The organism is Sphingomonas sp. FG14, from assembly GCF_057809675.1.
Window position 1 is genome coordinate 66783 of record NZ_JBMDKK010000001.1, and the last position, 21717, is coordinate 88499.

The following is a 21717-nucleotide window of genomic DNA, read 5'->3' on the forward strand; positions in this document are numbered from 1 at the left end:
GCGGCCATGATCTAGATGGAGAAACGATCAATGAAACTGGTAACGAAGACGGCGCTGGGAGTTGTGTTCGCGCTGGGCTCCGTGTCGATGGCGGCGGTTCCCGCGCAGGCGCAGAAGAAGCCCAAGGAAGAGAAGCCCGCGCCGCTGAAGCTCAGCAAGGAATTCCGCGAGGCTGCAGGCCCTATCGACAAGGTCTACAAGGCGCAGGATTGGGCTGGCACCATGGCCGCCATCGACGCGGCCGAGCCCGCCGCGAAGACGCCCGAGGAAGTCTACACGCTTAACCAGTATCGACTGGATGTCGGCACCAAGACGCAGAACACCGCCGCCCAGGAGAAGGCGATCATCGCCATGCTCGGCACTGGCCTGCTTCCAGCCGCCGACGTCGGCAAATATCACTTCTTCGCCGGCAAATTCGCGTCGGATCGCAAGGATTACGCAAAGGCAGAGGCCGAATATGCGGCTGCCGCCGCCGCCAATTATGCGACCACCGACCTCTATTTGAGCCAGGCCAAGATCTACGCGGATACCGGCAAGTACCAGCAGGTTCTGGCCACGCTTGAAAAGGCGATCCAGGCTGAGGAAGCCACGGGCAAGAAGGCGCCTGAGGACTGGTACAAGTTCGGTTTCGGTCAGGCGTTCAAGGGCAAGCTGAACAATGAGGTCACCCGCTGGACGGTGATGCATGTGAAGGCCTATCCGTCGCCCGAGAACTGGCGCACCGCCCTGATCGTGTTCCGCGACAGCCAGAACCCGACGGACAAGCCGCTGATCGATCTTTATCGCCTGATGCTCGCGTCCGATTCGCTCGCCGGCGAGAAGGACCACTATGAATATGCCTATCTGGCGAGCCGCGCGGGCCTGCCGGGCGAGGCGAAGCTGGTGCTCGACCACCTGAAGGCGAGCAAGTCGCCGGGCAACAGCCCCGATGTCAACGAGCTTCACAAGGAAGTAACCGCCAAGGTCGCGGGCGACCGGACTTCGCTCGCCGCCGAAGAGAAGAGCGCGGCCAGCGCCGCCAATGGCGTCAGTGCGGCGGGCGTTGCCAATGCCTATCTCGGCTATGGCGACTATGCGAAGGCGGTGACTTTGTACGAGCTGGCTTTGCAGAAGGGCGGTGTCGACGCCGACGAGGTCAACACCCGCCTCGGCATCGCGCTGGCGCGCCAGGGTCAGAAGGATGCCGCCAAGGCCGCCTTCGCCAAGGTGCAGGGCTCGCCGCGTGCCGGTATCGCGCAATATTGGTCGGCCTGGATCGACAAGGCCGCCTGAGTCGTCCTCACATGAAAAGGGGGCGGTGCTTCATGCACCGCCCCCTTTTTCGTGCCTGTCGTTCAAGCGGACAATGCGCGCATCCGCCCTCAGGGCAGGTCGACATCGTCGAAGGGAACACCGGGCTCGTATTTGGAGCGGCGGATGGTCAGCGAGGTCTTCACGCTGATCACGTTGGGCGCCGGGGTGAGCTTGGAGGTCAGGAAATTCTGGAAGCTCTGGAGGTCGCGCGCGACAATCTTGAGCAGGAAATCGATCTCGCCGTTGAGCATATAGCATTCGCGCACCTCGGGCAGGTCCGCGACATGATTCTCGAACGCCTGCAGATCGGCCTCCGCCTGGCTGCGCAAGCTCACCATCGCGAAGATGGTGATGCCATAGCCCAGCGCCGCCTGATCGAGCCGGGCATTATAGCCCTGGATCACCCCGGCATCTTCCAGGCTGCGGACACGCCGCAGGCAGGGCGGGGCGGTGAGCCCGATGCGCGATGCGAGTTCGACATTCGTCATGCGTCCGTCGCCCTGAAGCAGGGCGAGAATCTGACGATCGAGATCGTCGATGGATAATTGCGCCATCAGAAGAACTTCCATTCCGGTATAGGCGCCAGTGTATAATTTAATTACGGACCATTGCAATTGTCCCACATTGCAACGGCAGCTTTTTCCTAGCTTCCCCTGAACCCTCCCCTTGGCTATCCACCTTGGCAGCGGGCCGCGAAATGGGGCCCGGCAATGCGAGGAGCGAGCGCTTTGCGGTTCGACGACATGGCGGCAACGGTGATTGCGCGATCGGGCGCGACGCCGGAGGCACGCCGCGTCGCCTGGCGCCAGCTTGTCGATCTGGTCGCTCAGTCCCGCACCGATCATGATCAGGTTGATACCGTGTATGGTACGCTGCGTGCCTGGCGCGGCGGGGTTCCGGCCTCCGACCGAGCGCAGACCGCGCGTGCGCTCGCCGGTCGCAGGATCCCGCCCGCGCTGTTCGCCTTTTTCGCGGAGGATGGTGCCGGCATCGCGGCGCCGCTTGCGCGCGCCGTGCGATTCGATGTCGATCAATGGACCGCGCTATTGCCTGGACTGCCGCCGCCCGTGCGTGCGCTGCTGCGGCATCGCACCGATCTGGCCCCCGCGGTGGAGCATGCGCTGGCCAGCTTCGGCGCCGCCGACATGGTCATCGCCGGCCCGTCGGCCGAAGCTGTTGTTGAAGCCGAGGCCCATGCGGATCCTGTCGCCGCGCCGGATGGTCCCCCCGAACCGGATCCGTTGACCGGGGGGGTACAGATCCGCGAACTGGTCGATCGTATCGCTGCTTATCGCCGCGAACGTCCGCTTCCGGCGGCGGAGGCCGGACCAAGCGTTGATGTGGCGCAGGCGGAGGCCTTCCGGTTCGAAACCGGATCGGATGGCATCGTCACCTGGATCGAAGGCGCACCGCGTGAGCCGCTGATCGGCATTTCGATCGCGGCCGTGGCCGATGCGCATGATCATGGCGTCGATGGCCATGTCGCGGGCGCCTATCGTCGGCGCGCACCGTTTCGCGATGCGCGGTTGTCAGTCGCGGGCGGTGGAGCATCCTCCGGCGAATGGCGAATTTCCGCTGTCCCCTTCTTCAATCATAAGGACGGTCGCTTCACCGGCTATCGCGGCACCGCCCGTCGCCCACGCATCGACGAGGTCGCGCGCGTGCCCGGCGGCACTGGCCTTTATGGATCGGCGCTGCCGCCTGAGTCGCTGCGCCAGCTTGTCCATGAACTGCGTACGCCGCTCAATGCGATCCTCGGTTTCGCCGAGATGATCGATCGGCAGATGCTCGGTCCCGCCGCACAGGATTATCGGTCGAAGGCGATCGAGATATTGGGAGAAGCGCGGCGCCTGCTTGGTGCCGTGGACGATCTCGACACCGCCGCGCGGGTCGATAGCAACGCGCTGCGGCTGGAGCGCGCGCGGGTCGATGGTGCGGCTTTGCTTCAGCGCGTCTGTGGGGAGCTCGCTCCGCTCACCGATGATCGCGGCGTTCACCTGCGCGTGAGCGTTGCGCGCGGCCTGCCGGCCTTGTCGGTGGACCCGTCGGCGCTCGAGCGCATGTTCTCGCGCCTGCTGGCGGCGGTGATCGCGGTCACCGCATCGGGGGAGGCGCTCAGCGTGAAGCTGGAGCCCGAAACTTCTCAGGTCGCGCTCAGGATCGGGCGCCCGCGCGCATTGGGTGAACAGGACGAACGCGCGCTGCTCGATCCGGGCTACAGTCCGGACGGCGACTGGCCGGAAGCGCCGCTGCTCGGCCTCGGCTTCGCGCTGCGTCTGGTGCGCAACCTGGCGCTTGCCGCAGGCGGGCAATTCGTGATCGGAGCGGACAGCTTTGCGCTTGTCCTGCCCGGTGCGATCGGTACGCCGGCAAAGGGGGAAAATAGTGGCTGACGCGATCGCCGAGCCGCAGCTTGCCGGGAATGTCGAAAGCAATGTCGCGGATCGGGGTGTGCGGATCGACGTGCCGCCGCCCGCTTCGGCGCATGCACCGCTCGCCGCCGATTTCGGCCGGCGCTTCTTCGTCGTGTGCGACACCGAGGAGGAGTTCGACTGGACCAAGCCGCTGGCGCGCGAGAACGTCGCGACCGAGACGGTGCGTGCGCTCCCCGAAGGCCAGGCGATGTTCGAGGCGAACGGTGTCGCGCCTTGTTATGTTGTCGATCATCCCATCGCCGACAGTGACGAGGCTGTTGCCATCATGGGGCCATGGCTCGAAAGCGGCGCCTGCTCGATCGGCACGCAGCTTCACACCTGGGTCAATCCGCCGTTCGAGGAGGAATTGACGCCGCGCAACAGCTTTTGCGGCAATCTTCCGCCCGCGCTCGAACGCGCGAAGATCGTGGCGCTGACCGAGCGCATCGCCGAGCGTTTCGGCAAGCGGCCGGACATCTATCGTGCCGGCCGCTACGGCATCGGCCCCAACAGCGCCGCGATCCTGGAGTCACTCGGTTATCGGCTCGACGTTTCGGTGCGCAGCCTGTTCCGCTATCATGGTGAGGGCGGGCCGGATTTCATTGGCTTCGGGCTGGAGCCTTTCTGGGCAGGGCCCAAGGGGACGTTGCTCGAAGTGCCGCTGACCGCCGCCTTCATAGGCCATCTGCGCGTCTTCGGGCGTTCATTGCACCGGCTCAGCCAGATCCTGCCGCACGGCGAGGGCATATTGTCGCGCACCGGTATGTTCACGCGCGTGCCCCTGACGCCCGAAGGCTATGGCAAGCGTGAGGCGTGCGAGGCGATCCGCGTGCTGGCGGGGGAGGGGCTCGATATCTTCAGCCTGTCCTTTCATTCGCCGTCCCTGGAGGCCGGTTATACTCCCTATGTCCGCGATGCCGCCGACCTCAGGGAGTTTTACGCCTGGTGGGATGCGGTGTTCGCCGAGTTCACGAAGCTGGGCATCCGGCCGACCGGGCTGGACGAGATCGTCGCGGCCGCCTGGCGGAAGCGTGCGGGCGCGCGCTGAACCGATCTTCATGATTCCCGAAAGCGCGCGATGGCGCGGCTGATCCTGTTCAACAAACCCTATGGTGTGCTCTCGCAATTCACCGATCGCGGAACCGAGGGTGCGCGAGCAACCTTGTCCGATTTCGTGGACGTGCCGGGCGTTTATCCGGCCGGACGGCTCGACCGTGACAGCGAGGGGCTGCTGCTCCTCACCGATGACGGCAGGCTTCAGGCCCGCATCGCTGATCCACGGTTCAAACTGCCCAAGACCTATCTCGTCCAGGTGGAGGGCGATCCGGACGACGCTGCTCTCGAACCGCTAAGGCGTGGCGTGACGCTCAATGACGGCCCGGCCCGACCTGCGGAGGCCGAATGCATCGACGATCCGGCGCTCTGGCCGCGCGATCCTCCGGTGCGCTTCCGCAAGAGCGTGCCGGATCGCTGGATCAGCCTGACGATCCGTGAAGGCCGCAACCGTCAGGTACGCCGCATGACCGCCGCTATCGGTTATCCCACGCTCCGACTTGTGCGCTGGCGCATCGGCGACTGGACGCTGGATGGCGTGGCGCCCGGCGAGTGGCAAAACGCCGTTGCGAAGGGCTGATACGGCTCAGGCCAGTTGCGGGGGAAGCCGCTTCGCCGTCCAGTCGTTCGCCTGCATATAGGCATGGCCAAGCTGAAGGCAGGCAAGCTCATGCGTCACCGGCGCCACGATCTGGATGCCGACGGGCAGCCCGTTGATGGTGAATCCTGCCGGCACGGCCAACGAAGGGCATCCCGACATGGTGATCAGGAAATTGCCCTTCTGCCATTCGTGATAGCTGCGCATCGTTTGCCCGTTGATCTCGTGGGGCCAGTCGAGCTTCGCATCGAACGGCACAACCTGTGTCGCCGGCGCGATCAAATAGTCATATCGGGCGAACAGTTTGCGCACCGCGTTATACCATTGGCTGCGAACCACCGATGCTGCGCGAAGATCGAAGGCAGACAGTTTCAGCCCGTTTTCGACCTCGTAGATCGCTTCCGGTTTCATCTGCCTGCGCGTTTCAGGCACCGCATACAGATCGGCGATGCCGCCGCCGGCCAGCCAGGCTCGCAATTTCAGTTGCGCTTGCCAGACCGGTTCGATCGACATGTCCGGTACGGCATCCTCGATCGTGCAGCCCATCGCCGCCAACGCCTTCAGCGCTTCGCCGCATTGCGCCAGTACTGCCGGTTCGGTGGGAACCGCGCCACCGAAATCGCCGAGCCAGCCGACCCGCTTGCCTTTGGGATCAGCGGCGAGCCCACCGGTCAAATCCAGGCTGTCTCCTTCCATCGAAAGTGGCGCACGATCCTCGTGTCCGCTCTGGACTTTCAGCAGCAGTGCAAGGTCGGGAATCGTACGCGCCATTGGGCCGAGCACGCTCATTCCCGGGAACCAGACATCGTCGCCCGAGGTCGCGACGCGGCCGAACCCGGTGCGAAAGCCGATCACATTGTTCCAGGCCGCCGGATTGCGCAGGCTGCCGCCGAAATCACTGCCGTCCGCGACGGGCAGCATGCGCATCGCCAGCGCCGCGCCCGCGCCACCGCTGCTGCCGCCGGCGGACCGCGTCGTGTCGTACGGATTGCGGGTGGTGCCGTAGACGGCGTTGTAGCTATGCGATCCCAGGCCGAATTCGGGCACGTTGGTCTTGCCGATGAAGATCGCGCCCGCACGGCGGAGCCGCTCCACCATCAGTCCGTCGGCGGCGGGCACATGATCACGGAAGATCTGCGAACCACGCGTCGACACGATGCCCTTGACCGGCTGGAGATCCTTCACTGCGTGCGGAAAGCCGTGAAGCGCGCCCAGCCATTCGCCGCGCCTTGCCAGATCGTCCTGCCTGCCGGCCTCCGCCATCAGCATCGCCCGATCCTGTCGCGCGACGATCGCATTCACCATAGGGTTGTGCCGATCGATATGATCGAGAAACGCGGTCATCACCTCGGTACAGGATGTCCGCCGTGCCCGGATCGTCGCCGCGAGCGTGGTCGCGTCCATCATGACGAGTTCGCTCGTCGCGGTCTTCGTCGCGGTCGCCGGCGCGGCATAACCCATTGCGGCGATCGAGCCGCCCGCCAGCCCGCAAAAGGCGCGCCTGCTCAGTGCAGCATTCGAATCGTCCAAATCCGCCATCGCGATTCCCCCAATCTCAGCGGAGGAATTGATGCCATTCGATGTGCGGCGCGGCAAACCCCATTCAGCGCGCGGATACGTTACGCAACATCGCGATCTCCCATCGCAGATTGGCGTGCGCATCGGCCTCGCGCTCGGTGAAGCCGGGGGTGCGGAAGATCCGCATCGCATCGAACCGTTCCAACACGAGCGCACGGTTGGGGCGGTAGATATCGTCGGGTACGAAGCCATATTCGTGCCGAATCTGATCGGAATAGCGCGCATAGTCGCCCCGTGATGCACCAAAGATGCCGAGATCGAGATCGTTGAGCAGATTCTGCGCGTCCGACCCCGGCTCATGCCGCTTCGTGCCCATGATCAGCGTGGCCACCAGCGGTGCCTCGATATCGGTCGCTGACAGGTCCCTCAGCGCCTGTTCGGCCGATGCTTCCTCATTGTTCGCGGCGTGTGGATCATAGACGATGTCGTGCAACCAGATTGCCGCGATCATCTCATGGCTCGCTTCGGCATCCGGCAGGTGCGCCAGCATGTACATGACATGGGCGAGCGTGTGATAATGGCGATGAGGCTCGGAAAGCTGCGCGATCCAGGCGGAAGTGACGGGGTGGGGAAGGTGCAGCCTGTCCAGGGATTCGTCGAGTTGCATGCGTCCCCCTTGTTCTGCCGGACCAAAATCCGAACCGGCATTTCATACATCGCTTCACGCGCGCGTCACATTCGCTGGCTAGCGGGCGTCCTACAGGCGCGAATCCATGACCGGTTCTCTTTCCCCTCAACCGTTTCAGCAGGCCGCCCGCGATGTCGACTGGTCGCGGGTTCGCGGTGCCATACGGAATTATGTGCTCGGTCGAACCGGCCGGCATGACCTGGCGGACGATATCGCACAGGAAACGGTGGCGAGCCTGATCGAATATGGCCGGACCAATCAGATCGCGACGATCTATGGGCTGGGCTTCCGGATCGCCGGCAAGCTCCTGCTGAAGCATCATCGGGCGGCGGCGCGCATGAGTGAGGATGAAATCGCGGAAAGCCATGCCAGCGACGATCCCTTGCCCGACCATATGGTCGCGGTGCGGCAGGATGTGGCGCTGGTGTCGCGGATCCTGCGCCGCATGCCCAGGCTGCGGCGCGAAGTGCTTGTGCGCAGGCGCATAAGGGGAGAATCCTGCGCGACGATCGCGCAGGCGCTGAACATGAGCACGAAAGCGGTGGAAAAACATATCACGAGGGGATTGCGGGACCTGAACGACGCCCTCGATCGGCGCGACCTGCATGAGTGACGAAGAGCGCATCGCGAAGGATGCCGCTTACTGGATCGAGCAGATCAATCGGCCTGCCGTCGATACCGCGCAGAGCACCCGGTTCGATGCCTGGATCGGTGCGGATCCGCGCCATGGCGACGCGTTCGCGCGCCTTCAGGCGCTGTGGGATTCGTCGGTGCTGGAAGCGGCGCTGAACGATCCCGAATTGATGGTGGATGATGCGTCGGTGGAAGTGCAGGTGGCGGAAGCATCGCCGCTCGCGCCGCGCGGCCGCGTTTGGCTGCTGGGTGGTGGCATCGGCCTCGCGGCCGCGATCGCCGCCGCTGTTCCGCTCTGGCTGACGACGGGCGCTCCTCAACGCCTGTCGACGGCCAAGGGAGCAGGGGCAAGCTTCACGCTCGCGGACGGCAGCCGCGTCGATCTTGGCCCCGATGCCGAGATCGCGGCGGAATATGGTGCCCTGTCGCGAACGGTGACGCTGGTGCGTGGCGAGGCCTATTTCGACGTCCGGCATGAACGCTGGCGCCCGTTCCGGGTGGCAAGCGGTGCCAATGAGGTGAAGGTGCTCGGCACCGCCTTCAATGTTGATCGCCAGAGCGATGTCAGCACCGTCGTCGAGGTGTTTCGCGGCCGGGTCGGCCTTGGCCCGCGCAACGGCAGGCTGGTGCCGATCGACAAGGGCAAGGCAGGGCATATGGACGGCACCCGCCTGACGATGTCGCGGATCGATCCCGGTCAGCAGGGGCCGGAATGGAAGACAGGTTGGTTCGAGGCGTCGGACGTTCCGCTCGCCACACTGATCGACAAGCTGAACCGTTACTCCGCCAAGCCCATCCTGATCCGCCGTCCTGATCTGGCGCGGCGCGGCATCACCGGGCGTTTCCGGGTTCAGGCGGTGCAGGATACGCTGCGCGCGATTGAGGTGGCATATGGCGTGCATCTGCGCGAGACGGCGGTGAGTATCACTCTCGAATGAAATAATATCGTCACAAATATGGAGAGTATCTGAAACTAAAAAAATTTGTCGGGTTATTGTCTTCGAAAGGAACTTAGCCCCCGAAAGCTATCCTGAACGGGGGGGTGTCGTGACGATTTCAAGAAACGGATTTTCGACAATTTTGATGGCGACGTCCGCCATGGTACTGGCACAGCCGGCCGTGGCGCAAGGAAATGCCAATTCGGTATATTCATTTTCGATTCCTGCCCAGGATCTCGCCAGGGCGCTGTCATCCTATTCGCGTGTGACCGGTCTCCAGATCATCGCCGATACCTCCACGCTTTCCCAGCAGCGCAGCGGCGCGGTCAATGGCCGCTTCACCGCCGAAACCGCGCTGCGGCAGCTTACCGGAGGCAAGGTCTCGGCGACGATCGTGGGCGCCACCGTCGTGGTGAAGCCGGCGCGTATCGCGCGGGCGACCGCTCGGCCGGAACCTGCGTCGGTCCCGATGGCCGCAATCACAGCCGTCGATGTCGCCGACACCGCACCGGACGCGGACACATCGGCCGAGGGAGCGGATCTGATCGTCACCGGATCGCGCATCGCGCGGCCGGAACTGGAATCGGCGATGCCGATCGGCGTCATCAACATGGAAACCGCGATGCGGGCGGGCAATACCTCCGCCTACGAAACCATCCTGCGCGATATCGCGGTGGGGCCAGGCAACGGCCCTTACAATAGCGCGCCCGAAGGCCAGTATGACGGCGGCATGGCCACGATCGAGCTGCGCAATATGGGCGTCAGCCGATCGCTGACGCTGGTCGATGGCCGTCGTCGCGTGTCGGGCGCGGCGTCCTCCTCAGCCGTCGATATCAACATGATCCCGTCAGGCATGATCGAACGGATCGAGATCGTCACCGGCGGCGCCGCCGCGGTCTATGGCGCGGATGCCGTCACGGGCGCCGCCAACATCATCACGCGCAAGAACATCCAGGGTTTCGAACTGTCCGCGACGACGGGCACCACCCAGCATGGCGGCGGCAGCAAGTCGCAGGTCTCGCTCGTCGCCGGCACCAGGTTCGCGGACAATCGCGGATCCATCGTCATCGGCGGCACCTGGATGAAGAACGACCCGATCTATTTCCACCAGCGCTATTCGAAGGACACCAACCTCAGCTACCAGACCAATCCGGCCAATACCGGGCCCGCGGACGGCATTCCGGACCGGATCGTTCGCTACAACATGACCAACATGTATCTGCAGCCGGTCGCGAACATCTTTGTCGGCGGCAAGACCTATCTGCTGCAGCCCGACGGCTCGGCATTGCTCGGCAGTTATGCCAATGGCTGTATCTCGGGCTGCGGCACGTCGCGCGACGGCGGTGACGGCGGATTTCCGCAGAGCCAATATTGGAGCGACTTCCTGATCGCGCCGATCGAAAACGCTTCGTTCATCGGGCGCTTCGACTACGAGTTGGCTGATTGGGTCAGCTATAACTTCCGCTTCGATTACGGGCGCTCGCGCTACGATGCCTATCGCCGCCCTTATCGCGACGACGATCGTCTGACCTGGCTCAACGGCGCGGGTGGGGCGACCGCCTATCTCGACAATCCCTATTTGCCGGCGTCGTTTCGGCAACTCATGGTCGCCAACAAACTCACATCGACCGCTGTGCGGCGCAGCTATGAGAATTTCGGGCAGATGACGGACTACAGCGATCGTCAGACGCTGACCGTCGGCAACAGCTTTTCGGGCAAACTGCCAGGCGGCTTCGAATGGGAGGCCTTCTGGCAATATGGCAAGAGCAGCAACGACATCCATGCGGACAATGTCCCCATGGCGTCGCGCTTCATCGCCGCGCGTGACGTCATAGCCGATCCCGTCACGGGCGCGCCGGTATGCCGCAGCGCCGCCGCCCGCGCGATCGGCTGCGTGCCGTTCAATATCTTCAGCACAGATCCGCTCACCCCGGAACAACGCAACTGGATGATGGCGACGCGCCGCAAGCATCGCGAGCAGAAGCAGACCATCTATGGCGCCAACATCGCGGGCAGCCCCTTCGCGCTGCCCGCCGGGCCGGTGCAGGCCGTGCTCGGCGTCGAGCGTCGCAAGGAAAGCATCCACAATGTCGACGACAATGGTGCGCGTCCGCCGGCCAACGAACTGTCGCACCTTGGCGCATGGGCGCCTTACGAACCCGAATTGCGGGCGTCGAACAGCGTGTCCGAAGTCTATGGCGAACTGGTCGTCCCGGTGCTGAAGGATCTGCCCTTCGTCCACCGGCTGACGGTGGAGGGGGCCTATCGCTATTCGGACTACAGCGATTTCGATTCCACGAATACGTGGAAGGTCGGCGGCACCTGGATGCCGCGGCGCGAACTGACGCTGCGCGCGGTGCGGTCGCACAGCGTCCGGGTGCCGAATTTTGGAGAACGCTATTCCTCGCGCGCGGTGCAGCAGATCGGCGTGCGTGACGCCTGCATGCAGCCAACGTACAATGCGAATCCGACGCGGCAGAAGAATTGCGCCGAACTGCTGGGTAAGCTCGGCGTCGGTTCGCCGTTGCCGAGCGAGATCGGCACCGGCTTCGTCGTCACCGGCGGCAGCGCGGATGTGACGCCCGAAACATCGGACAGCCTCACCTTCGGTCTGGTCTGGCAACCCCGCTTCCTGCCTGGGTTCGACCTCACCGTCGACTACTGGAACATCAAGCTCCGCAACATGATCGCGGCGATCGCGCAGCAGGACATATTGAACCTGTGCGTCGATCTTCCCTCGATCGACAATCAATTTTGCGACCGTATCGAACGTGACTCGCGCGGCTATGCCGAGGGTGTCGACACCAGCTACATGAATGTCTCGGAATCGGAGGCCAAGGGCATCGACATCGGCGCCAATTATCGGCGCAATCTGGGGGCAGGCCGTCTCAATCTGGCGCTTCGTGCCAGCTATCTCCTGAAATTCGAGACCACGACGTTGCCCGGCGTCGCTTCCAGCGTGATCGTCTATGACGGCGGCTATCAGAACCCCCGTATCCGCGCCAATCTGTTCGCGCGCTATGACATCGGCGATTGGGATATCGGTTTCAACACGCGCTACTGGGGCAAGGCGCTCAACTACACCAACGTGTCCGATGAAGCCTATGAGGGTAACCGGCTGCCGGGCCGGATCTACAATGATCTCAATGTCGGCTGGCAGATGACCGACAACGTCGCTTTGCGCGTCGGGGTGAACAACCTCTTTGACGTAAAACCGCCTTACGCGCCGCGCACCTATTATCAGGGCGGTGGCGGCGTCTACGACGTTTATGGCCGTTACGTCTTCGCCAACGTCAACTTCAAGTTCTGAGGGGGCGGCGATGATGAAGGCCGCTCGGCTATCCGGTTCGTCCTCCCGGCTTCTGGCCGGGGGGATCGCGATGACAATGATGCTGTTCGCATCCCCGGCGGGGCAGGCGGAAAGTCGCCCGGCATCGATCGCAGTGATCGCGCACCGAGGGGGAGCGCTGCTGCGGCCGGAAAATACCGTACCTGCGCTGCGCCATGCGGTCGAACTCGGCGCAGAGGTGCTGGAATTCGACATGATGATGACCGCCGATGACAAGATCGTGGTTCATCATGACGCGGACATCAATCAGGACGTCTGCAAGCCCGACCCCGGCGCCAAGGTGATGCCTGGGCCGATACGTGGCCTCAGTTTCGCGCAGATAAGGCGGTTCGATTGCGGATCGGGCGTGCGGCCCTCCTATGCCGGCAAGAGCTTTGTCGCCGTGCCGGGTGCGCGCATTCCGTCGCTGGACGAGGTGCTGAGGGGGGGCAGCGACAGCGAAGCGCGCTTCTTCGCCGAAACCAAGATTCCCAAGGGTGCGGATGTCGATCCGGTCAAGTTCGCCATGCTGCTCGACGCGGCGGTGCGCGAACATGGCCTGGAAGACAGGCTGATCCTGCAATCATTCGATTTTCGCACAATCGATGCCTTGCACGTGATCAATCCGCGCATCCGCACCTGTCTGCTGGGCGTGCCGAAGCTGACACGCGAATATCTGACGATGCTGCGGCAGCATCATGCGACCTGTATCGTGCTTGGCCACGCCGATATCGATAAGGAAGGCATAAGCGCGTTGCGGCAGAACGGGATAACCGTCTTTTCCAACGTGGCCGATACTGCGGAGGACTGGCGGAAATATGTCGATCTGGGCGTTGATGCCCTCTTCACCAACGATCCGGCGAGGCTGATCGATTTCCTCCGGAAATCAGGGCTGCGACGGTAACGACGAAGAGCCCTGTTCGGTGCGCGGGGGCATGCAGGCCATGCCTGCATGCGTGATCTCAATATTTCCGAAGAACTTGGTCGGGGAGACAGGATTCGAACCTGCGACCCCCTGGTCCCAAACCAGGTGCGCTACCAGCCTGCGCCACTCCCCGACCGACCCCGTTTCCGTGGCCTACACGCTGGTGGGCCCGGAGGGATTCGAACCCCCAACCTAGCCGTTATGAGCGGCCAGCTCTACCATTGAGCTACAGGCCCTCCGCGTGCGGCGCCCGCGATAGCGGAGCATTGCAGGCGCTGGCAAGGGGGGCTGTGCTTTGATTCTCTGATCAATTGGTAGACAATAAAAAACGGACGACCCGATAACGGATCGCCCGTTCTTTTCGTATCTGCCCGCCGGAGCGGGCAGGCACTGAATTATGAACCGCTGGAAACGTTCGCGGCCGCGTTGTCGAGCGCGTTGGCGGCGCCCTCAGCAACGTTCGCGGCGCCGTTGGCGGCGTCGAGCGTGGTGTTGCCGGCAGCGTCTTCAAGGTTGGCGGCGGCGTCTTCGACGTTCTCGACGGCGTTCTCGACAGCGTTCTCAGCAGGCTTGTCGCAGGCGGCCAGGGTCATCAGGCCGGCGGCAGCGAGAACGAAAGACATCTTCTTCATTCGGTTTGCTCCCATAGCATTTTTCGCGGCCGGCCCGAACGCCGTCGCGAGACCGATCCAAATAACGATGAATCCTGCACGGTCAACGACAAATTGAGGATTAACGGTTAACGGGTGCCAGTTCCTCGGGTGCATTGGCCGTAATTGCCAGCATCGCGGTCCATGCTGCGACATTTTGCCGGAGCTGTTCAGGGTCCACCTTGTCGAGCGTGTCGTCAGGCGTGTGATGCACGTCGAAATAGCGGGTTCCGTCCTGTTCCAGGTCGATCACGGGCACCCCCGCGCGCACCAGGGGGGCGATATCCGCGCCGCCCCCGGCCGGCTCCAGGCTGCGTCCGATGCCCAAAGGAGCGAGCGCGATCGCCAATCGATCGGCGACAGGCTTCGCCGCGTCGGGCAGCTTCACCGCGAATCGCCAGATGCGGTCCGCGCCGAAGTCCGATTCGGCGGTCAGCGCATGATGTTCGTCCTTGCGACGCGCGAAATAATCGGGGCCACCGCAGCCGCCCACTTCCTCGGCGCCGAACCAGACGACGCGGATCGTGCGGCGTGGCTGGCCCGCGTCCATGATCCGCTTCGCCGCCGCCGTGGTAATGCCAAGGCCCGATGCGTCGTCGATCGCGCCCGTGGCGAGATCCCAGCTGTCGAGATGGCCGCCGATCGTGATGATGCCGGCGCCGGGATCGCTGCCCGGCACTTCGGCGACCACATTGCCCGACTGGCCTTTTTCGACGCGCATTGGGGTCAGCAGCAACTTCATCCGCACAGGCTTGCCGCGCTTGAAGATGCGTTCGAGATTTTCCGCGTCGGGAATCGAGAGCGCCGCCGCCGGAATCGGCTTCGTGCCCGCCGGGAAGACGGTTCCGCCCGTATGCGGATTGCGGTGATAGTCGGTGCCGATCGACCGGATGACGATGCCGATGGCGCCCTTGCCGGCGGCAACGGCGGGGCCGTTGCGGCGCAGGCGACCGAAATAGCCATAGCTCGACCCGTCCTGCGTGCGCTTCATCGCATGGCTGACAAAGGCGATCTTGCCCGTGAGGCTGCCCACGGGCGCGGCCTCCAGGTCGGCGAGTGTCGGGAAATAGGTGACTTCGGCTTCGATGCCCTTGGGTGGCGTTGCGCCGCTGTTGCCAAGCGCGGTGAGCGCCAATTTGGCGGGGAAGGGCGCGACGATCGAGCCGCTTTCCTCGCCGCGCGTCCAGACCGGCATATCGCATGTCTCGATGCGGACGTTGCGGAAACCCAATGCTTCCAACTTTGCCTTGCCCCAGTCGCGTGCACGGGCCTCCGCCGCGGTGCCGGCCTGGCGCGGGCCGATTTCCGTTGTGAGCCCTTCGGTGATGTCCCAGGCGATATCGTCCTTCAGCGCGTCGTCGCGCAGCACGGCGGCGTCGTGCTGCGACAGGGCTGGCGTGGCAATGGCGGTGGCGAGAAGCGCTGTGAGCGCGCGTGCGATCGATTTTGTCATGGGCTTGTTTCGTAAACCGGGCGTTCCGATATGCAAGCCGCGCGGGGGCGTTTGCCAAGCCTTTTAGCGTCCGCTAGGGCGTGCCGCGAAATCCAGACAAACCCAACCCACGGAGTTCCGCGCCGATGGCCGCACAATATGCTTATGTCATGAAGGGGATGACCAAGAGCTTCCCCGGGGCGCAGAAGCCCGTGCTCAGCAACATCAACCTTCAGTTCTACCAGGGCGCGAAGATCGGTATCGTCGGTCCCAACGGCGCCGGCAAGTCGACGCTGATGAAGATCATGGCGGGCATCGACACCGATTTCACGGGCGAAGCCTGGCCGGGCGAGAACATCACGGTCGGCTATCTGCCGCAGGAGCCGCAGCTCGATCCCAGCAAGACCGTGCTTGAGAACGTCAAGGATGGCGCGCGCGAGACCGCCGACCTTGTCGATCGTTTCAACGAGATCTCCAACCTGATGGCGGATCCGCCGGAAGACGCGGATTTCGACGCGCTGATGACCGAGATGGGCGAACTCCAGGAAAAGATCGACGCGGTCGACGGCTGGACGCTCGACAATCAGCTCGAGATCGCGATGGAAGCGCTGCGCTGCCCGCCCAGCGACTGGTCGGTGGACAAGCTGTCCGGCGGTGAGAAGCGCCGCATCGCGCTCACCCGCCTGCTGATCCAGAAGCCGGACATCCTGCTGCTCGACGAACCGACCAACCACCTCGACGCCGAGAGCGTCGACTGGCTGGAAAACCACCTCAAGGAATATGCGGGCGCGGTGCTGATGATCACCCACGATCGCTATTTCCTCGACAATGTCGTCGGCTGGATCCTCGAACTCGATCGCGGGAAATATTTTCCCTACGAGGGCAATTACTCCACCTATCTCGACAAGAAGGCCAAGCGCCTCGAGCAGGAGGATCGCGAGGACGCCGGCCGGCAGAAGGCGATCAAGGAAGAGCTGGAGTGGATCCGGCAGGGGCCGAAGGGTCGCCAGACCAAGTCCAAGGCGCGTATCGCCAAGTTCGACCAGCTCGTCGCGGCGCAGGAGAACCGCACGCCCGGCAAGGCGCAGATCGTCATCCAGGTGCCCGAGCGGCTGGGCGGCAAGGTGATCGAGGTCAACGGCATCTCCAAGGCGTTCGGCGACAAGCTGCTGTTCGAGGATCTGTCCTTCACGCTGCCGGCGGGCGGCATCGTCGGTGTGATCGGCCCCAACGGCGCCGGCAAGTCGACCTTGTTCAAGCTGATCACCGGTCAGGAAACGCCCGACACCGGCTCGATCGCGATCGGCGACACCGTGCGCCTGGGCTATGTCGACCAGAGCCGCGACCATCTGGAAGGTTCGAAGAACGTCTGGGAAGAGATTTCGGACGGTCTCGATTACATGAAGGTCAACGGCCACGACATGTCCACGCGCGCCTATGTCGGCGCGTTCAACTTCAAGGGGCAGGACCAGCAGAAGAATGTCGGCAAGCTCTCGGGCGGTGAGCGCAATCGCGTCCACATGGCCAAGATGCTCAAGCGCGGCGGCAACGTCCTGCTGCTCGACGAACCGACCAACGACCTCGACGTCGAGACGTTGCGCGCACTGGAGGATGCGATCGAGAATTTCGCGGGCTGCGCCGTGGTGATCAGCCACGATCGCTTCTTCCTCGATCGCCTTGCCACGCACATCCTGGCCTTTGAAGGCAACAGCCATGTCGAATGGTTCGAAGGCAATTTCGAAGCCTATGAGGAAGACAAGCGCCGCCGCCTGGGCGACGCCGCCGATCGTCCGACCGCGCTGGCGTACAAGAAGCTGACCCGCTAAACGCTGGAACCGGGCGGACCGGGGGGCGAACGAAGATGGGGCATGTGGACGGGAAGGCGGGGCTTCGGCCGGCCTGGATCGCCTGTCTGCTCGTCGCGCTCGCCCCCGCCGTGATGGCGGTGACGACCTGGACGCCTGGCGGTTATTTTTCCGTTCCGCTTTATTTCTGGCGTTTCCTCGCCCCGCCGGTGATCGCGATCGAGCTGGTGGTGATCGCGATCGCCTGGGCCTCTGGATATCGTCCGCTTGCGACGATCCTGGCGTTGCCCGGCTGGATTGCCGGGATGATCGGCCTGCTCGTAGCGATCGATATTGGCGACGCGCTGTTCGTCGCGCCCGATCGCGCGGTGGCGATGATGCGCAGTGCGATGACGCTCGTCCATGTGCTGTTCGGCTTCGCGGTCGTCGATATGCTGCGCGTGCGCGGGTTCCAGGATTACCGCGCGCTGTGGTGGGCGTTGCTTGGCGGCGCGGTGCTCTATGTCGCCATCATGATCGCGTTCGTGATGGCGATCGCGCAGCCGCTGCGCTTCGACTGGATGCATTTCGGCCTGGGGGTGGTCAATATCCGCCATGCCGGTTTCTATGTTGTGGTGGGCGCGGCGATGGCGTTCGGCCTTGCCGCGACCGAAACGATACCCCGACGTTACTGGTTGGCCGTCGCCGGTGCGACCTTGTGCTGTGCTGAGCTTTTCTGGTCTGGATCGCGCGCGCCTTTGCTGGCGCTGCTTGTTTCCAGCCTGGTTGGGGTGGTGCTTGTTCCCGCTTTGCGGACGCTGCGGCTGCCGCTGGCGTTGATCGTCGCTTACGCCGGGGGCGCGGCGTTGTCGCTGCTTCACTCGCCCCCCCTGGGCATCTACGGTCTGCTGCGTATGCTGCATTCGGGGGGGGACGCGACCGCGAACGCTGTCACGAGCGGGCGTGTCGACCTGTGGGGCGGCAGTTTCCGCGCGCTGCTGGCCCGGCCGCTGTTTGGTTATGGCGAGGCGCAGTTCATCACCGTCGTGCCGGAATCGCAGAAGATCTTCTACCATCCCCATAATGCGCTGCTGCAATCGCTTGTCCAATGGGGCGGGGTAGGGACCGTGGTGTTCGTCTTGCTCGGCGCGATGCTCTGGTGGCGGCTGATGATCGGCACGCGCCGCGCCGGCGCGCGTGCGGCGCCCGCATTCGTCGCGGTCAACGTGTTTGTCGTCTACGCGATGTTCGATGGCGTGCTGTTCTTCGTCTATCCGATGATGATCGTCGCATTCCTGTTCGCTGCCGGATTGGCGGCGTCGGAGCGGAAGCCTAATCCAGCGTCTGCCTGAACCGCGCGAGCGCGATCGTCGCCGCCACCAGCACGAATGCCAGGATTCCGGCGATATCCACCCACATATCGGCGGCGCCATTGCCCTTGAGCATGATGCCGCGCACGATGCGCAGGAAATGGGTGAGGGGCAGCACTTCGCCGATCCATTGCGCCCAGTCCGGCATGCCGCGGAACGGAAACATGAAGCCCGAAAGCAGGATGTTCGGCAGGAAGAACAGGAAGGTCATCTGCACCGCCTGCAACTGGTTCTGCGCGACGGTGGAGAAGGTGTAGCCGACCGCGAGATTGGCGAGCACGAACAGGGTGGTAAGGCCGGCAAGCAACACCATGCTGCCCTCGATCGGCACGCCGAACAGGAAGCGCGCGGCGGTCACGATCAATACAGCCTGGAAGAAGCCGACGGCGACAAAAGGCAGGATCTTGCCCAGCATGATCTCCGCCGGCCGGATCGGCATCGACAACAGGCTTTCCATCGTGCCGCGCTCGATCTCGCGCGTCACCGCGAGTGCGGTGAACATCATCATCGTCATCGTCAGCACGATGCCGAGCAGGCCGGGCACGATGTTGAGCTGGGTGCGTCCGGTGGGATTGTAGCGACGATGAATCACCAGTTCGAATGGATCGGGCGTGGCGCGGATCGCCCTGTCGGGGCCGCGCAGTTCACGGCGCAATGCGGTCTTCGCGATACCCTGGAGCGCCGCCACGGCATTGCCGGAAGCCGAGGGATCCGTCGCGTCGGCCGTCACCAGCAATTGCGGCGTATCTCCGCGGCGCAGGTCTCGCTCGAAATTGGCGGGTATCTCGACGGCGAATTGCACGCGACCGGAGGCGAGCAGGGCATCGAGCTCAGCTTGCGTCCGCGCCACGCGTCCGATGTCGAAATAACCGCTGTTGGAAAGGCTGGCGATGACCGCGCGGCTCAACGGTCCGCTGTCGCGGGCATAGACGGCGGTCGGCAGGTGCTTGGGATCGGTGTTGATCGCATAGCCGAACAGCAGCAACTGCATGATCGGCACCGCGATCATCATGCCAAAGGTCAGCCGGTCGCGACGCATCTGCGCGACCTCCTTGACCGTCATCGCCCAGACGCGCCGCCAGAAGCCATGAGAGGAAAGGATCCGGGACAGGGCCGCGAGGCGGACGGTCACTGGAAATTGTCCTGTGCTTCACCCATCAGATGGATGAACACGTCCTCCAGCGTCGGTTCGCCGCGCCGCGCGGTGATGCCGGGCTCTTTCGCGATCGCCTGGACAGCGGCATCGAGCTTTTTCCGATCGACGCCGGAGACGTGGAGCGCGGTGCCGAACGGCGCCACCATCTCGACGCCGTCCGTTTCGCGCAGCCGTTTCGCAATTATGTCCAGCCCGGTGCCGCTGACCGTCCAGGTCGACAGGCCGACCTGCGCGATCACGTCGTCGGTGGTGCCCGTCGCCAGCAGGTCGCCATAAGCGAGATAGGCGATGCGGTGGCAGCGCTCGGCCTCGTCCATGTAATGGGTGGAGACGAGCACGGTGATGCCCTCTGCGGAGAGCGCGTAGATCTCGTCCCAGAATTCGCGGCGCGCGCGCGGATCGACGCCGGCGGTGGGTTCGTCGAGCAACAGCAGCTTCGGATCGGGCAGGATGCAGGCGCCCAGCGCCAGCCTTTGTTTCCAGCCGCCTGAAAGTTCGCCGGCAAGCTGGTCCGCTCGCCCTTCCAGCCCCAGTCGCTCGATTGCCTTGCGCGCGGCGCCGCGGGGATCGGCGATGCCGTGGACGCGGGCGACGAACTCCAGGTTTTCGCGGATCGACAGGTCCGTATAGAGGCTGAAACGCTGCGTCATGTAGCCAATCGAGCGCTTGATCGCCTCGCGTTCGGTGAAGATGTCGTGGCCCAGGCAGGTGCCGCGTCCGCTATCGGGCGTCAGCAGGCCGCAGATCATGCGGATGGTGGTGGTCTTGCCCGATCCATTGGGGCCGAGGAAGCCGTAAATCGTGCCTGTCGGCACCTGCATCGAGAGGTCCTTGACCACGGTGCGCCCGCCGAACGACTTGGTCAGGTGCGCGACATCGATAGCGAGATCTGGCGATGGGGGGGAGGAGGTGGCCGCATCGGTCATTGGAAGCGGACGTCGATCGGCTGTCCGGCGACGAGACGGCCCGTGTTTCCCACCGGTACCGCTTCGATCAGATAGACCAGCCGTTCGCGGTCGCCGCGAGAAAGGATGACTGGCGGCGTGAATTCCGCATCGCGCGAGACGAATGCGATCCGTGCCGTCAGTCCTTGCGGGCAGGAATCGCAGGAAACCGAAACCACGCGTCCCAGCTTTGCGTCCGCCAGCCGGGGCTCCGGCACGAAGAAGCGCACCCGCAATCTTTCGGGCGGGAGCAGCGCAACCACCGGCTGGCCGGCGCTCACCACTTCGCCGCCACGGAAATAGACCTGCTGAATGCTGCCGGCGGCCGGCGCCGATACCTTGAAACGGCTGAGTCCGACGTCGGCGCCGCGTTGCGCGGCGCGCGCCTGCGCCAGACCCGCTTCGGCAGCCTGGATCTGGCCGGCGCGGGCGGCCTGTTCTCCCTGGGTGATCCGTCCGCGCGCTTCGGCTAGCGCCGCGATATCGCGATCGCGCGTCGCTCGAGCAGCATCGAGCCGCGCCTTCGACACGAATCCGCGCCCGGCCAGCGCGCTGGTACGCTCGAAATCGCGCTTTGACAGCGTAACGGCGGTTTCGGCCTGGCGAACGGCTTGCCGCAGCACAGCGAGATCGGCGGGCCGCTGGATCGGCGCCAGGGTATCGGCAAGTTGCGCATCCGCCTGCGCCACCTGTGCACCCGCCTGATCGGCCTGCGCACGAGATTCGCCGTCGTCGATTTCGAACAATGGCTGGCCGGCCTTGACCGTAGCACCTTCCTCCACCGCCAGCCGGCTGATCCGTCCCGCGCGTTCGGCGCCCACCAGCAACAATTGCGCTTCCATATAGCCGGTGAAGGCCTTTTGCTCGCGCTGTCCGCATCCAGTCAGCGCAAGCGCGATCGTCGCCGGGATCATAGCCATTTTCAGGGGTGTCGCGCGCAAGGTCATATCGGACTCGCTATTGACTGACTAGATAGTCAATAGCATGATGCGC

The 21717-nt window shown here is 64.1% G+C and carries 18 protein-coding genes and 2 tRNA genes; 10 read left to right on the top strand and 10 right to left on the bottom strand.

Annotated elements, in window-relative coordinates:
* The first annotated feature begins 30 nt into the window (after positions 1-30).
* On the top strand, positions 31-1272 hold the full coding sequence (locus ACODTA_RS00305) for a hypothetical protein (RefSeq protein ID WP_489063675.1): 1242 nt from the start codon (positions 31-33) through the stop codon (positions 1270-1272).
* A gap of 89 nt (positions 1273-1361) precedes the next feature.
* Here ACODTA_RS00305 and ACODTA_RS00310 read toward each other — a convergent pair whose 3' ends face one another.
* A complete protein-coding gene (locus ACODTA_RS00310) occupies positions 1362-1847 on the bottom strand; it encodes an Lrp/AsnC family transcriptional regulator (protein WP_489063676.1) in 486 nt (161 codons plus the stop codon).
* Between the two features lie 174 nt (positions 1848-2021).
* On the opposite strand from ACODTA_RS00310, the gene ACODTA_RS00315 reads away from it, so the two are divergent.
* The 3 genes from ACODTA_RS00315 to ACODTA_RS00325 are packed head-to-tail and all read left to right on the top strand — an operon-like array spanning position 2022 to position 5340.
* Positions 2022-3686: a sensor histidine kinase gene (locus ACODTA_RS00315; RefSeq protein ID WP_489063678.1), complete on the top strand. Its 1665-nt coding sequence runs from the start codon at positions 2022-2024 to the stop codon at positions 3684-3686.
* Entirely contained in the window at positions 3679-4755 is a 1077-nt protein-coding gene (locus tag ACODTA_RS00320) for a polysaccharide deacetylase family protein (RefSeq protein ID WP_489063679.1), read from the top strand. The genes ACODTA_RS00315 and ACODTA_RS00320 overlap by 8 nt, the downstream gene beginning before the upstream one ends.
* A 30-nt stretch (positions 4756-4785) precedes the next feature.
* Positions 4786-5340 (top strand): pseudouridine synthase, encoded by a 555-nt coding sequence (locus tag ACODTA_RS00325; protein WP_489063680.1) that lies wholly within the window; start codon positions 4786-4788, stop codon positions 5338-5340.
* A 6-nt stretch (positions 5341-5346) separates the two neighbouring features.
* Here the strand turns inward: ACODTA_RS00325 and ACODTA_RS00330 are convergent, their stop codons facing one another.
* Positions 5347-6897 (bottom strand): amidase, encoded by a 1551-nt coding sequence (locus ACODTA_RS00330; protein WP_489063682.1) that lies wholly within the window; start codon positions 6895-6897, stop codon positions 5347-5349.
* A gap of 64 nt (positions 6898-6961) precedes the next feature.
* Positions 6962-7543: an HD domain-containing protein gene (locus tag ACODTA_RS00335; protein WP_489063683.1), complete on the bottom strand. Its 582-nt coding sequence runs from the start codon at positions 7541-7543 to the stop codon at positions 6962-6964.
* A gap of 106 nt (positions 7544-7649) precedes the next feature.
* Here ACODTA_RS00335 and ACODTA_RS00340 point away from each other — a divergent pair, with 106 nt between their 5' ends.
* From ACODTA_RS00340 to ACODTA_RS00355, 4 genes are all read left to right on the top strand, one after another.
* Positions 7650-8177, top strand: coding sequence for an RNA polymerase sigma factor (locus ACODTA_RS00340; RefSeq protein ID WP_489063685.1), 528 nt, complete (start codon positions 7650-7652; stop codon positions 8175-8177).
* A complete protein-coding gene (locus tag ACODTA_RS00345) occupies positions 8170-9135 on the top strand; it encodes a FecR family protein (RefSeq protein ID WP_489063687.1) in 966 nt (321 codons plus the stop codon). The genes ACODTA_RS00340 and ACODTA_RS00345 overlap by 8 nt, the downstream gene beginning before the upstream one ends.
* A 145-nt stretch (positions 9136-9280) precedes the next feature.
* Entirely contained in the window at positions 9281-12445 is a 3165-nt protein-coding gene (locus ACODTA_RS00350; RefSeq protein ID WP_489063688.1) for a TonB-dependent receptor domain-containing protein, read from the top strand.
* A gap of 70 nt (positions 12446-12515) precedes the next feature.
* A complete protein-coding gene (locus tag ACODTA_RS00355) occupies positions 12516-13367 on the top strand; it encodes a glycerophosphodiester phosphodiesterase family protein (RefSeq protein WP_489063689.1) in 852 nt (283 codons plus the stop codon).
* 77 nt (positions 13368-13444) lie between these two features.
* Here the strand turns inward: ACODTA_RS00355 and ACODTA_RS00360 are convergent.
* From ACODTA_RS00360 to ACODTA_RS00375, 4 genes are all read right to left on the bottom strand, one after another.
* Positions 13445-13521: transfer RNA gene (locus ACODTA_RS00360), tRNA-Pro, on the bottom strand.
* A 28-nt stretch (positions 13522-13549) separates the two neighbouring features.
* Positions 13550-13624 (bottom strand) — tRNA-Ile (locus ACODTA_RS00365).
* Between the two features lie 159 nt (positions 13625-13783).
* The gene (locus ACODTA_RS00370) at positions 13784-14020 is read right to left on the bottom strand and encodes a hypothetical protein (protein WP_489063690.1); all 237 of its coding nucleotides are present in this window, start codon (positions 14018-14020) and stop codon (positions 13784-13786) included.
* A gap of 100 nt (positions 14021-14120) precedes the next feature.
* Complete coding sequence (locus ACODTA_RS00375) at positions 14121-15491, bottom strand: M20/M25/M40 family metallo-hydrolase (protein WP_489063691.1); 1371 nt, start codon at positions 15489-15491, stop codon at positions 14121-14123.
* A gap of 125 nt (positions 15492-15616) precedes the next feature.
* Between ACODTA_RS00375 and ettA the strand changes: the two genes are divergently transcribed.
* Both ettA and ACODTA_RS00385 read left to right on the top strand, forming a co-directional pair.
* On the top strand, positions 15617-17296 hold the full coding sequence (gene ettA, locus ACODTA_RS00380; protein ID WP_489063693.1) for an energy-dependent translational throttle protein EttA: 1680 nt from the start codon (positions 15617-15619) through the stop codon (positions 17294-17296).
* 35 nt (positions 17297-17331) lie between these two features.
* Positions 17332-18606 (top strand): O-antigen ligase family protein, encoded by a 1275-nt coding sequence (locus ACODTA_RS00385; protein WP_489063695.1) that lies wholly within the window; start codon positions 17332-17334, stop codon positions 18604-18606.
* Here ACODTA_RS00385 and ACODTA_RS00390 read toward each other — a convergent pair.
* From ACODTA_RS00390 to ACODTA_RS00400, 3 genes are read right to left on the bottom strand one after another with little or no spacing between them, the layout of a single operon-like run.
* A complete protein-coding gene (locus tag ACODTA_RS00390; RefSeq protein WP_489063696.1) occupies positions 18587-19756 on the bottom strand; it encodes an ABC transporter permease in 1170 nt (389 codons plus the stop codon). The two genes, ACODTA_RS00385 and ACODTA_RS00390, sit on opposite strands and share 20 nt — an antisense overlap.
* Positions 19753-20706, bottom strand: coding sequence for an ABC transporter ATP-binding protein (locus ACODTA_RS00395; protein WP_489063697.1), 954 nt, complete (start codon positions 20704-20706; stop codon positions 19753-19755). Before ACODTA_RS00395 ends, ACODTA_RS00390 begins: the two co-directional genes overlap by 4 nt.
* Complete coding sequence (locus ACODTA_RS00400) at positions 20703-21644, bottom strand: HlyD family secretion protein (protein ID WP_489063698.1); 942 nt, start codon at positions 21642-21644, stop codon at positions 20703-20705. Before ACODTA_RS00400 ends, ACODTA_RS00395 begins: the two co-directional genes overlap by 4 nt.
* Between the last annotated feature and the right edge of the window lie 73 nt (positions 21645-21717).